The sequence below is a fragment of the Streptomyces kronopolitis genome, from assembly GCF_014646275.1.
In the GTDB taxonomy this organism is placed as follows: Bacteria; Actinomycetota; Actinomycetes; order Streptomycetales; family Streptomycetaceae; genus Streptomyces; species Streptomyces kronopolitis.
In genome coordinates this window covers 70,715-82,802 of the sequence record NZ_BMND01000019.1, presented here as the reverse complement: position 1 = coordinate 82,802, position 12,088 = coordinate 70,715, and the positions used below count along the sequence as shown (strand labels likewise).

Here is a 12,088-nt window from a genome sequence, read left to right as displayed (position 1 = left end):
ATCCGCCATTCGCCGCCAGGCCCCGTAGCGTTTCCCCGCGGCGCCGCTCACGGAGCGGAACCGGCCGGTCACGGCGGGCCCGAACCGTTCAGCCAGAACGCCCCGTAGACCGCGGAGCCGGCCGCCGCGGCGCCGATGGCCAGCCACGACCACACCGGCCGCCGGCGGGCCAGCGCCGCGGCCAGCGGCAGCAGCAGCGGATAGGCCGGCATCATCAGCCGCGGCTTGGACCCGAAGTAGCCCTTGGCCGTCAGCGCGAGCAGCAGTACCGCCCCGCCGTAGACCGCCAGCGGCAGAGGCTGCCCGCGGCGCACGCCGCGCACGTACAGCCAGCCCACCAGCCCGACGCCGAGGAGCAGTGCGACCCCGGCCGCGGCGGTGGGCCCGTTCAGCAGGCCCCAGGCGAACGCGCCGAACGCCAGCCCGCCGTCGAACCCGTTGCCCCAGCCGCCCTGGACGTCGAGGTAGCCGGTGAACGAGCCCTGCCGCGCGCCCACCCACAGGAAGTAGCCGCACCAGCCGAGCGGGGCCAGCAGCACCCCGGTCGGCAGGCCCGGGTGCGCACGGAGCGCGGCGCGCAGCCGGATACCGCCGTTGTGCTCGCGCCACAGCGTCGCCACCGCGGTGAGCCACACCGCCGCGACCACCGCCACGCCCACCGGGCGGGTCAGCCCGGCCAGCGACGCGCACACCCCCGCCGCGACCCAGCGCCCGGTCAGCACGGCGTACACGCCCCAGGCCGCGAGCGCGGTGAACAGCGACTCCGAGTACGCCATCGACTGCACGATCCCGACCGGCAGCGCGGCCCACAGCGCGGCCAGGACGATCCCGGCCCGCGGCCCGTGGAGCCGCTCACCGGTCGCGTACAGCGCCCAGGCCGCGGCGGCCGAGGAGAGCCAGGCGACCGCCATCCCGGCGTCGGCCGCCGAGACCGGCAGCAGCGCCGACAGCCCCCGCTCCAGCCACGGCAGCAGCGGGAAGAACGCCAGGTTGGAGTGGATGTCGCCGCCCGGCATCGTCACCGCGTAGCCGTAGCCGTCCTCGGCGACCCGGGTGTACCAGAGCGAGTCCCAGCGGGCGGTCAGCAGGGTGTGCCAGTCCTTGCCGTCGGCCGCCGACCACACCGCGAGCACGAGCACGCCCAGCAGCCGGATCGCCGCGTACGCCGCCAGCGCGGGCGCGGCCCGGCGCAGCGGGGTCCCCGCGGCGGGGTCGGCGCACCGGGTCGGGCCGGGAGCGGCGGCGGGCGCAAGATCGTTCATCCCGGGGATTATCCCGTGGCCGAAGAACGACGGTCGACGGCGGGTGGGGGGAACGCGAGGGGCTGCGATGCGCGTCTCATCGTGAGGTGAACCACGCAGGGTAGCGGGGGATTCGCGTAGTCTGACGTCTCTACTCGCCCGTGCCGCCGGTTCCCCCGGGGCGCTTTCGCGCCCTGATCCGCGGCAGCGAGAGCATGACTGGAGGTGCTGCATGTCAGGGACGACCGCGTCCGGCAGTGGACGGACCGCTGGTGTTCCCCGGCTGCCAGCCGGCGGTGTGAACCGCTGGACCGTGCTGATCGTGCTCTGCGTCAGCCTGCTCTTCGTCGCGCTGGACACCACCATCCTGTACGTCGCGGTGCCCTCGGTCACCGAGGATCTGCGGCCGGGACCGGTGGAGCTGCTGTGGATCGTGGATGTCTATCCGCTGATCGCGGCCTCGCTGCTGATCCTCTTCGGCACCCTCGGCGACCGCGTCGGACGCCGGCGCGTCCTGCTGCTCGGCTACGGCCTGTTCGGGCTGGCCTCGGCCGCCGCCGCGCTCGCGCCCAACCCGCAGACCCTGATGGTGGCCCGCGCCCTGCTCGGCATCGGCGGCGCCATGATCATGCCGGCCACGCTGTCGATCCTGCGGCAGGTCTTCCCCGACCGGCGCGAGCGCGCGGTGGCCATCGGGGTGTGGAGCGCGGTGGCCGCGGTCGGCGCCGCGGTCGGCCCGGTCCTCGGCGGCTTCCTCGTCGAGAACTTCTGGTGGGGCTCGGTCTTCCTCATCAACATCCCGATGATGGCGGCGATGCTGCTGATAGGCCGGTGGCTGCTGCCGGAGTCGCGCGGTGAGCGCAACGGCCCCTGGGACGTGATCGGCGCGATCGTCGCGGCGCTCGGTGTGCTGGGCGTGGTCCTCGGGGTGAAGCGGCTCGGCAGCGGCGCCCCGGTGGTGGGCTGGACGACCCTGCTGCCCATCGTGCTCGGCGTCGCGCTGCTGATCCTCTTCGTCCGCCGCCAACGCCGGCGCACCCACCCGCTGATCGACATGCGGCTGTTCGCCCGGCCCGCGTTCGGCACCTCCGTCGGCTGCATCGTGCTGGCCATGCTCGCGCTCGTGGGCCTGCAGCTGATCGCCGTGCAGTACCTCCAACTCGTCCTCGGGCTGAGCCCGCTGCAGACCGGACTGCGGATGCTGCCGCTGGTCTTCGCCGCGATGGCGGCCGGCCTGACCGGCTCGAAGATGCTGCAACTCCTCGGCCCGCGCGCCATGGTGTCCCTCGGCTTCGTGCTGACCGCCGTCGCGGTGCTCTGCCTGACGGCGATGAGCAGCCAGGACCGGCCCTGGCTGCTGTCCCTGGGCTTCGTGCTGCTCGGCTTCGGCTTCCAGTCCACGCTGTTCGGGGCGTACGAGTCGATGCTCAGCGAGGCGCCCGCCGAGCAGTCGGGCGGTGCCGCCGCGATCGGCGAGACCTCCTACCAGCTCGGTGCCGGTATCGGCGTCGCCCTCCTCGGCAGCGTCATGAACGCCGCCTACGCCCCCGGCCTGACCCGGGTCGACGGCGTCCCCGCGCACGCCTCCGCCTCCGCCGCGCACTCCCTCGGCGAGGCCTACAAGGTCGCCGCCGGACTGGGCGACGCGGCCCGGGCCGCGCTGCGCGAGGCCGCCCGGGAGTCCTTCGTCCGCGGGCTGCACATCACCCTGGTCGCCAGCGCCGTGCTGCTGCTGGTCGGCGCGGCGATCGCGCTGCGGCTGCCGCGCCGGGCCGCGGAGTCCACGGAGCGGGCGGAGGCGGAGGCGGACGGCGAGGCCGCGCCCGGCGACCGGCCGGCCGGCCGAGGTGCGCCCGCCGCGGCGCGCTCCGGGCACTGAGCGGCGCTTCCCGTCCCGGCTCCGTCCCGCCGTACGCCCGCGTGGCGCACGGCGGTGACCCTTGCCGGGCGGTACCGCGGGCCGTACCGTCGAAGGCGCATAACTACCACTGCTAGTTTTCGCCGCCGGAGGCCCCGCCATGCCCGCAACGCCGTCCGCAGAGTCCGCAGCGCCGTCCTCGAAGGGGGCGCCGTTCGACGCCCACGACCCCCTGGGCATCGACGATCTGCTGACCGACGAGGACCGCGCCGTCCGCGCCACCGTCCGCCGGTGGACCGCTGAGCGGATCCTGCCCTCGATCGCCGACTGGTACGAGCGCGGCGAACTCCCCGGCATCCGCGAACTCGCCCGGGAACTGGGGTCGATCGGCGCCCTCGGGATGTCCCTGACCGGCTACGGCTGCGCCGGCGCCTCCGCGGTCCAGTACGGCCTGGCCTGCCTGGAGCTGGAGGCCGCCGACTCCGGCATCCGCTCGCTGGTCTCCGTGCAGGGCTCGCTGGCCATGTACGCGATCTGGCGCTTCGGCTCCGAGGAGCAGAAGGAGCGGTGGCTGCCGCGGATGTCGGCCGGCGAGGTCCTCGGCTGCTTCGGCCTGACCGAGCCCGACATCGGCTCCGACCCCGGCGCGATGCGCACGCACGCCAAGCGCGACGGGACGGACTGGGTGCTCAACGGGCGCAAGATGTGGATCACCAACGGTTCGGTGGCCGGGGTCGCGGTGGTCTGGGCCCGGACCGACGACGGCATCCGGGGCTTCGTCGTCCCCACCGACACCCCGGGGTTCTCGGCCCCCGAGATCAAGCACAAGTGGTCCCTGCGCGCCTCGGTGACCAGCGAACTCGTCCTGGACGAGGTGCGGCTGCCGGCCGATGCCGTACTCCCCGGGGCCACCGGGCTGCGCGGTCCGCTCGGCTGCCTCAGCCACGCCCGCTACGGCATCGTGTGGGGCTCGATGGGCGCCGCGCGCGCCAGCTTCGAGGCGGCGCTGGACTACGCGAAGACGCGCGAGCAGTTCGGCAAGCCCATCGGCGGCTTCCAGCTCACCCAGGCCAAGCTCGCCGACATGGCCGTCGAACTGCACAAGGGGATCCTGCTCGCCCATCACCTGGGGCTGCGGATGGACGCGGGGCGGCTGCGGCCCGAGCAGGTCAGCTTCGGCAAGCTGAACAACGTCCGGGAGGCGATCGAGATCTGCCGCACGGCCCGGACCATCCTCGGCGCCAACGGGATCTCGCTGGAGTACCCCGTCATGCGGCACGCCACCAACCTGGAGTCGGTGCTCACCTACGAGGGGACCGTCGAGATGCACCAGCTGGTGCTGGGCAAGGCGCTCACCGGGCTGGACGCCTTCCGGTGACCGGCGCCGTGCGGTGATGCCGTGCGGTGGGGCGGGTGGCCGCCGCCCGGCCCTCGTGGGCCGGGACACGCCGGCGGCGGCCACCGTGGTCGCCGGGCCCGTGCGCGGGCCCGGGTCCGCTCAACTCTGGTTGAAGAAGCCGCCGTTGCGGTGGCCGCGGGCCTCGCCGCTGAGCACCTTGTAGTCGGCGGGGGTCAGCAGGAACACCCGGGTCGCGACCCGCTCGATCGAACCGCGCAGACCGAAGGTCAGCCCGGCCGCGAAGTCCACCACCCGCTTGGCGTCGGCGGACTCCATGGCCGTCAGGTTGACGATGACCGGGACGCCGTCCCGGAACAGCTCGCCGATACCGCGGGCGTCGCGGAAGCTCTCCGGGGAGACCGTGGCGATGCGGGTGCCCTGGTCCTGGGCGGCCTCATCGGCCACCCGGACCCGGGGGTCGGTGACCCACGGGTGGTTCTCCCCCGAGTCGCCGGCATCGGGTCCCTCGGCGTAGTCGTCGTCGTAGTAGCGCTCGTCATCACTGTCGTCGACGAGGCCAAGCCAGGCACTCGCCTTGCGCACCGATCCCATTGACGCCTCCTCTCACCCGCGGTCTCTGCGTGTCCGCCCCTATCGTCGTCCATGAGGCGGAGGGTGTGCCAAGTGGATAGCCGCCGCACGGGGGGTTCGTGACACATCTGGTGCAAAGAGGGTGGCGCGGCATCAGCTTACGCGCCCCATAAGGAAACTGACAGTATGAAGAACGTGACGGTCGGTATTTTACCGGCCCGATACCGAAAAGTGGCCGGTGAAAGGCGGAGCGGACCTCTGGGTAGGTTCGTGCACGGGACCAGGGCAAATGCCAAAGGCGCCGGCGCACCACCGGGAAATAGGACGATGATCGGGTGACTGGCCCATCCGGGGGTCGTTGACACGGCAGCAGATCGCGATCTGCGCACCGCATCAACTTCCCTCGAAAGTTCTCTACGTGGAATCTCAGACCACCCGCGCCGGCTACCGGCGCCTCCTGCGGACGCTGACGGACACCGTCGTGGCGCCGCGCACCCTCCGCGCCAAGCTCATCCGCATCCTGGCCGTCTCCCTCGCGATACTCCTGGCCCTGCTGGGCTTCTCCGCGGAGCGGCAGCTGGGCGACTACGAGAACGCCGGCACCACCGCGGCCGACGCCCGGCTCTCCGACGCCCTCCAGGGCTTCATCCACGAGCACCAGAAGGAACGCGGCCTGACCACCGGCTATGTCGGCGGCATCCGGGAGTTCCACGACCGGATGCTGGCCCAGCGCACGCTCACCGACGCCGCGCGCCGCACCGTCGGCCACGCGCTCGCCGGCCGCCACGACAGCGCCGCCGGCGCCGTGCGCGCCGCCCTGGTCCGGGTCAACGCCCTGCGGGACATCCGCGCCGCCGCCGACCGCGGCTCCGGCAAGGTCGAGCGCACCTACGACTACTTCACCGAGACCGATGTCGCCCTGAACCGGCTCGGGCTCGGGCTGGTCCAGGTCCGCGACGGCGAGCTGCGCGCCGACTACCAGGCGCTGCAAGTCCTCGGCACGGCAAAGGAGTTCACCGGCCAGGAGCGGGCCGTCGTGCTCGGCTCGCTGCACGCGCGGCGGTTCCACGGCGAGGACTACACCCGCTTCATGACCGCCCGCTCCGGGCGGCCGGCGGCCCTGGACTCGTATCCCGCGTGGGCCTCCGCGAAGCAGCGGCGCGAGGTGGACGAGGCGCTCTCGACCCCGGTCGCCCGGCGGCTCTTCGGCTACGAGAAGGTCATCGTCGAGGGGCGCGGCGCGATGCCGGCGCCCGCGACGGTGCCGCCGACCGCCTGGTACGACGCGGCGACCGCCACCATCAACGGCCTGCGCACCGTCCAGATCGCCCTGGGCCGGGACATCACGGACCGCGCCTCGGTGCTGCAGGACGAGGCCACCCGGACCCTGGTGCTCTTCGGGCTGCTGGCCCTCGGCTCGGTGCTGGCCCTGGGCGCGCTGGCCGTCGGCGCCGCCCGCTCGGTCTCCGGGCCGCTCGGCTCCCTCACCCGCCAGGCCCGCGAGGTCGCCGGCGGCCGGCTGCCCGACGCCGTCGCCCGGGTGCAGTCCGGGGACGGCTCGCCCGAGCCGCCCGGCCCGCTGACCGTCCCGCGGGGTGCGGGCACCGAGGTCCAGCAGCTGGCCGACGCCTTCGACCAGGTGCAGAAGGTGGCCTACGACCTGGCCACCGAGCAGGCCGTACTGCGCCGCAACGCCACCGAGTCGCTGGTCAACCTCGGCCGCCGCAACCAGAACCTGGTGCGGCGTCAGATCAGCTTCATCAACCGGCTGGAGCACGAGGACGCCGACCCGGGGACGCTGGCCAACCTCTTCGAGCTGGACCACCTCGCCACCCGGATGCGGCGGAACGCCGAGAGCCTGCTGGTGCTCGCCGGCGAGGCCAGCCCGCGCACCTCGGCCACCCCGCTGTCCGTCACCGACGTGATCCGGGCGGCGCTCTCCGAGGTGGAGGAGTACCGCCGGGTCACCCTGCGCCGGGTCGACGCCGGCTTCCTCAGCGGCGCGGTGGCCTCCGAGATCGCCCACCTGCTGGCCGAACTCGTCGAGAACGCGCTGAGCTTCTCGCCCCCGGACACCGAGGTGGAGGTCGAGGGCCGCCGCACCAGCGCCGGCTACCTCATCGCGATCGTCGACCACGGCACCGGCATGACCGCCCCGGCGATGGCCGAGGCCAACGTCCGGCTCTCCGGCATGGCCGGCTTCATGGCCGAACCGACCCGTTTCCTGGGGCACTTCGTGGTCGGCGCGCTGGCCCGCAGATGCGGCATCGAGGTCCGGCTCGGCGAGGCGCCGGCCGCCGGCACGGTCGCCCGGGTGCTCGTCCCGGGCAGCCTGATCACCGAGCCGTCCGCCGCGGCGGACGCGGCGGACACTCCCGGCACACGCGACGAGGAGCGGACCGCGAAGCCGGAGAAGAGCCGGCCGGCTGCCGGGCCCCGCGCGGACGGCGAAGCCGAGCGGCACGACGCGGCCGGCGCCCCCGCCGAGCCGCATCCGGCGGCCGGACCCGCCGCGGACGACCGGGCTTCCGAGGCGCTGCCGCACCCGCGCGCGTCGCGGGAGTCCACCGAAGCGAGCCCGGCCGCGGCCCGTGGCTCGGCCGGGTCCCGCACCCGTAACGGGCTGGTCAAGCGCGCCCGGCGCAGCGCCATCCAGTCGGCGGTGAACGAGGCGGCCGCCCCGCGCTGGCAGCAGCAGGCCGCCCCCACTCCGGACCGCAGCCCGGACGAGGTGTCCGGCCTGCTCGCCACGCTCCGCAGCGCCCATATGCGCGGCGGGATCAGCGTGGAGAAGGAGCGCGAGAAGGAGCAGGAGAAGGAGCAGGCGGCGGGCGCGGCCGGGCCCGCGCGGGAAGGCGACCGGGACAGCGGGCAGGACACCCGGCCGGAGGCGGCCGGGACGGCGACGAAGGGTGACGAGAAGTGAGCGTCGATCTCCACAGCGATTCACAGACCTTCAACTGGCTGCTGGCCAGCTTCGTCCGCAAGACGGACGGGGTGCGCGACGCGGTGGCCGTCTCCTCGGACGGGCTGCTGATCGCGGTCTCCGACGGTCTGGGCCGCACCGACGCCGACCATCTGGCGGCGGTGGTCTCGGGCCTGTCGAGCCTGGCGCGCAGCGCCTCGCGCCGCTACGAGTTCGACGGCGTCAAACTCATCATGATCGAGATGGGCCGCGGCTTCCTGCTGGTCTCGGCGATCCGGGACGGCAGCTGCCTGGGCGTGCTCGCCGACAGCACCGGCGAACTCGGCCTGGTCGGCTACGAGATGGCGGTGCTGGCCGAGCGGGCCGGGGATCTGCTCAACCCGGCGCTGATCGCCGATCTGCGGCAGGGCCTGCCGCGATGAGCGAGGAAGCCGACGCGGAGGAGCTGTTCGTCCGGCCGTTCATCATGACCGGCGGCCGGTCCGAGCCGATGCACGACGGGCTGCGCCTGGAGACGCTGGTGGTCGCCGGGCCCGACGCGTCGCTCGCGGGCCTGGAGTTCGAGCGCCGCCGGATCGTGGCGCTGTGCGCCCGGCCGACGATGGTGGCCGAGGTCGCGCAGAAGACCGGGGTGCCGCTGGGCGTGGCCAAGGTGCTCATCGCCGATCTGGTCGTCGCCGGACTGCTGGTGTGCCAACAACCCAAGGAGCTGCCGCTCCATGTCCTGGAGAGGATCAGGGACCATGTCAGGGCGCTCTGACAAAGCCGCACCGCTCGCCGTGAAGATCGTGATCAGCGGTGGTCTCGGCGTCGGCAAGACGACGTTCATCGGCGCGATCTCCGAGATCGAACCGCTGGACACCGAGGCCGCCATCACCCAGGTCTCCGTCGGAGTGGACTCGCTGGCCGGGGTGGAGGACAAGACCACCACGACGGTCGCGCTGGACTTCGGGCGGATCACGCTCGATCCCACCCTGGTGCTCTACGTCTTCGGCACCCCGGGCCAGGACCGCTTCTCCTTCCTCTGGGACGACCTGGTCGAGGGCGCGCTGGGCTCGGTCGTGCTGGTCGACACCCGGCGGATCGAGGACTCGTTCCCGGCGCTGGACTACTTCGAGGAGCGCGGCACCCCGTTCGTGCTGGCGGTCAACCGCTTCGACGGCGCCCGGCACTTCGAGCTGGACGAGGTCCGTGAGGCGCTGGGCATCGACCCGGCGGTCCCGGCGCTGGTCTGCGACGCGCGCGGGCGCCGGTCCGTGCGCGAGGTGCTGGCCGCGCTGATGGACGAGGTCGTGCGGCGGCACACGGCCGCCGGCCCGGCGCGGGCGGGGGCGCTCGCCCGCTGACGGGCAGGGGCGGGCGGCCGGACCGCCCGCCCCGCACCCGGCCGGACCGCTGCCCCGCACCCCGGTTGGTGTCGTCCCGGGTCCCGTCAACGGGACTGCCGGGAGCCGGTGTTGCGGGCCCCGGTGGGATGTCGGCCGTGTGACGGTCGCAAGTCGTGGGTGTCATGCCTCTTGCGCAGGGCGGGCGGTGCGCCGGACACTCCAGCTCAGCGCTTGTCAGGGGCACGCCGAAAAGGGACGTGCGGATTCCGGCCTGCCCCTCGGCTGCGCCTCACGGGCTGCCCACCGGCGGCCCCCCGATCCCCCTCGGAGGAATCAGTGAGGAACGCGCGCACCAACCCCCACAACGGCGTGGCGAGACGTACCCGGCTGATCGCCGTGGCGTCCGGACTGGTGGCCGTCGGCGCCATCGCCGTCCCCACCGCCAGCGCCCAGAACCCCGCACCCGCGAAGACGTTCAGCGCCGCCCAGCTCGGCGCCGCCGGAAGCGCGGTCCGTGCGGCCGATGTCGCCGGCACCGCCTGGCGCGTCGACAGCGCCACCCACACCCTGGTCGTCACCGCCGACCGTACGGTCTCCCCGGCCGGGATCGCCAAGATCGAGCGGGCCGCCGGCAGCAACGCCGCCGCGGTCCGCATCGACCGCATCCAGGGCACCTTCCGCAAGTTCATCGGCGGCGGCGATGCCATCTACACCCCCAGCTGGCGCTGCTCGCTGGGCTTCAACGTCCGCAGCGGCAGCACCTACTACTTCCTGACCGCCGGTCACTGCACCGAGGGCAGCCCGCCCTGGTACACCAACTCCTCGGACTCCACCAGCATCGGCCCGACCACCGGCTCCAGCTTCCCGGGCAACGACTACGGCATCGTGAAGTACACCAACAGCTCCCTGGCGCACCCCGGGACGGTCGGCAGCCAGGACATCACCAGCGCCGGCACTCCCACCGTCGGCCAGACGGTCACCCGCCGCGGCTCGACCACCGGCATCCACAGCGGCAAGGTCACCGCGCTGAACGCCACCGTCAACTACGGCAGCGGTGACATCGTCTCCGGACTCATCCAGACCACCGTCTGCGCCGAGCCCGGCGACAGCGGCGGGCCGCTCTACTCCGGGACCAAGGCCCTCGGCCTGACCTCCGGCGGCAGCGGCGACTGCACGTCTGGCGGCACCACGTTCTTCCAGCCCGTCACCGAGGCGCTGAGCGCCTACGGCGTGAGCGTCTACTGACGCCGGCCGGCTGAGGTCCCCGCGGGCCGTGGGCCCCGGCCCGCGGGGACGGACGCGCCATGGACCGCCGGAGCCGGTTCCGGCGGTCCGCGGCACGTCGGCCCCTGTCCGCCGGCGGACAGGGGCCCCGCCCCGCCCTGCCCTGCCGCGCGCGAGCCTCGACCGCCCCTCCAAGCCGGGCATACCATGGTAAATAAGGCGATTCGCATGGCGCAGGGCACACGTCAGGGAGCCGTGATGGTCGGAGAACTGGTGGCGACCGGGGTGGCGCTGGCCTCGGTGGGCGCGGTGTACCTCGCCGCGGCGGCGCGGGTGGTCAAGCAGTACGAGCGCGGGGTGGTGCTCCGGCTGGGGCGGCTGGCCTCGGAGGTGCGCGGACCCGGCTTCACCATGATCGTTCCGTTCGTCGACCGCATGCGCAAGGTCAACATGCAGATCATCACGATGCCGGTGCCCGCCCAGGAGGGCATCACCCGGGACAACGTCACCGTGCGGGTCGACGCGGTCGTCTATTTCAAGGTCGTGGACGCCGCCGACGCGGTCATCCGGGTCGAGGACTACCGCTTCGCGGTCTCGCAGATGGCGCAGACCTCGCTGCGGTCGATCATCGGCAAGAGTGAACTGGACGATCTGCTGTCGAACCGGGAGAAGCTCAACCAGGGCCTGGAGCTGATGATGGACAGCCCGGCCATCGGCTGGGGCGTGACCGTCGACCGGGTGGAGATCAAGGACGTCTCCCTGCCCGAGACGATGAAGCGCTCGATGGCCCGCCAGGCGGAGGCGACCCGAGACCGGCGCGCCCGGGTGATCAACGCCGATGCCGAACTCCAGGCCTCGAAGAAGCTGGCCGAGGCGGCCGAGGCGATGTCCGACCAGCCCGCGGCCCTGCAACTGCGGCTGCTGCAGACCGTGGTGGCCGTCGCCGCCGAGAAGAATTCCACCCTTGTCCTGCCTTTCCCGGTCGAACTGCTGCGGTTCCTGGAGCGCTCCGGGCTGCAGGCACAGGCGGAGACCGCGGCCGCCGAGGCCGTGCGCGGGCGCGCGCGGCGCCCGGCCGCCCCCGAGGTGGCCGACGACTCGCCCGCGGCCGTGGAGGGCGAGGCGGAGGGCGAGCGGCTGCCGGAGCTGGAGGACCTCCCGGAGGCGGAGGACCTGCCGGGCCGGCCGGAGGATCTGCCGTAGGGGGAGACCCTGCCGCAGGGGTGGAGGGGTCCGCCTCACGAAGGCCTGATGTCCCGTTGGCCGCCGTATATGCCTGTTGATGCGGGTGTGTACGGCGGCCTTCCGCGGTCCGGGGGCGGCTTCCGGTCGGCGGTTTCCGGCCAGCTATAGTCCTCACACGTGGCGAGGCCGCCGAGCTTCCGGACGCCCGCTGATGTCCGCACTCCGCATTGAGGGGCGCGGACACAGGTGTGACCGCCGTGTGGCGAAATGGTGAACTCCCGTATGTGAGACCGGTACTCGGTCTTGTGCACGAGTGAGGCCGATGGGGATACTCGGCCGCGCACACGTCGGCATGGACGCGGCTTCCAGGGGTGCGGCAATCCCGGGGGGACCGTC

At 73.2% G+C, this 12,088-nt stretch carries 10 protein-coding genes; 8 read left to right on the top strand and 2 right to left on the bottom strand.

The genetic code is table 11. The annotated features are described in order from the left end of the window. Positions 1-68: 68 nt before the first annotated feature. Positions 69-1,262, bottom strand: a complete 1,194-nt coding sequence (locus tag IEY78_RS20730; RefSeq protein ID WP_189100428.1) for a putative hexosyltransferase — start codon at positions 1,260-1,262, stop codon at positions 69-71. A gap of 211 nt (positions 1,263-1,473) precedes the next feature. On the opposite strand from IEY78_RS20730, the gene IEY78_RS20725 reads away from it, so the two are divergent. Both IEY78_RS20725 and IEY78_RS20720 read left to right on the top strand, forming a co-directional pair. Next, the gene (locus IEY78_RS20725; protein ID WP_189100426.1) at positions 1,474-3,120 is read left to right on the top strand and encodes an MFS transporter; all 1,647 of its coding nucleotides are present in this window, start codon (positions 1,474-1,476) and stop codon (positions 3,118-3,120) included. 139 nt (positions 3,121-3,259) lie between these two features. Further along, on the top strand, positions 3,260-4,477 hold the full coding sequence (locus IEY78_RS20720) for an acyl-CoA dehydrogenase family protein (RefSeq protein ID WP_189100424.1): 1,218 nt from the start codon (positions 3,260-3,262) through the stop codon (positions 4,475-4,477). A gap of 120 nt (positions 4,478-4,597) precedes the next feature. Here the strand turns inward: IEY78_RS20720 and IEY78_RS20715 are convergent, their stop codons facing one another. After that, positions 4,598-5,050 carry a cell division protein SepF gene (locus IEY78_RS20715; protein ID WP_189100422.1) on the bottom strand — a complete coding sequence of 151 codons (453 nt, stop codon included), beginning with the start codon at positions 5,048-5,050 and terminating at the stop codon, positions 4,598-4,600. Positions 5,051-5,447: 397 nt separating this feature from the next. Here IEY78_RS20715 and IEY78_RS20710 point away from each other — a divergent pair, with 397 nt between their 5' ends. The 6 genes from IEY78_RS20710 (at position 5,448) to IEY78_RS20685 (ending at position 11,710) form a co-directional block, all read left to right on the top strand. After that, on the top strand, positions 5,448-7,955 hold the full coding sequence (locus IEY78_RS20710) for a sensor histidine kinase (RefSeq protein WP_229700079.1): 2,508 nt from the start codon (positions 5,448-5,450) through the stop codon (positions 7,953-7,955). Then, the gene (locus IEY78_RS20705; protein ID WP_189100420.1) at positions 7,952-8,377 is read left to right on the top strand and encodes a roadblock/LC7 domain-containing protein; all 426 of its coding nucleotides are present in this window, start codon (positions 7,952-7,954) and stop codon (positions 8,375-8,377) included. Before IEY78_RS20710 ends, IEY78_RS20705 begins: the two co-directional genes overlap by 4 nt. Beyond that, positions 8,374-8,715: a DUF742 domain-containing protein gene (locus IEY78_RS20700; RefSeq protein ID WP_189100418.1), complete on the top strand. Its 342-nt coding sequence runs from the start codon at positions 8,374-8,376 to the stop codon at positions 8,713-8,715. The genes IEY78_RS20705 and IEY78_RS20700 overlap by 4 nt, the downstream gene beginning before the upstream one ends. After that, a complete protein-coding gene (locus tag IEY78_RS20695; protein ID WP_189100416.1) occupies positions 8,699-9,301 on the top strand; it encodes a GTP-binding protein in 603 nt (200 codons plus the stop codon). Before IEY78_RS20700 ends, IEY78_RS20695 begins: the two co-directional genes overlap by 17 nt. A 318-nt stretch (positions 9,302-9,619) precedes the next feature. Beyond that, positions 9,620-10,528: a S1 family peptidase gene (locus IEY78_RS20690; RefSeq protein ID WP_189100414.1), complete on the top strand. Its 909-nt coding sequence runs from the start codon at positions 9,620-9,622 to the stop codon at positions 10,526-10,528. A 237-nt stretch (positions 10,529-10,765) separates the two neighbouring features. Beyond that, positions 10,766-11,710 (top strand): slipin family protein, encoded by a 945-nt coding sequence (locus IEY78_RS20685; protein WP_189100412.1) that lies wholly within the window; start codon positions 10,766-10,768, stop codon positions 11,708-11,710. Positions 11,711-12,088 lie beyond the last annotated feature (378 nt).

Coding starts and splice junctions, on each gene's coding strand:
- IEY78_RS20730 (WP_189100428.1), bottom strand. CDS start 1,262: ATGAACGATCTTGCGCCCGCCGCCGCTCCCGGCCCGACCCGGTGCGCC.
- IEY78_RS20725 (WP_189100426.1), top strand. CDS start 1,474: ATGTCAGGGACGACCGCGTCCGGCAGTGGACGGACCGCTGGTGTTCCC.
- IEY78_RS20720 (WP_189100424.1), top strand. CDS start 3,260: ATGCCCGCAACGCCGTCCGCAGAGTCCGCAGCGCCGTCCTCGAAGGGG.
- IEY78_RS20715 (WP_189100422.1), bottom strand. CDS start 5,050: ATGGGATCGGTGCGCAAGGCGAGTGCCTGGCTTGGCCTCGTCGACGAC.
- IEY78_RS20700 (WP_189100418.1), top strand. CDS start 8,374: ATGAGCGAGGAAGCCGACGCGGAGGAGCTGTTCGTCCGGCCGTTCATC.
- IEY78_RS20695 (WP_189100416.1), top strand. CDS start 8,699: ATGTCAGGGCGCTCTGACAAAGCCGCACCGCTCGCCGTGAAGATCGTG.
- IEY78_RS20685 (WP_189100412.1), top strand. CDS start 10,766: ATGGTCGGAGAACTGGTGGCGACCGGGGTGGCGCTGGCCTCGGTGGGC.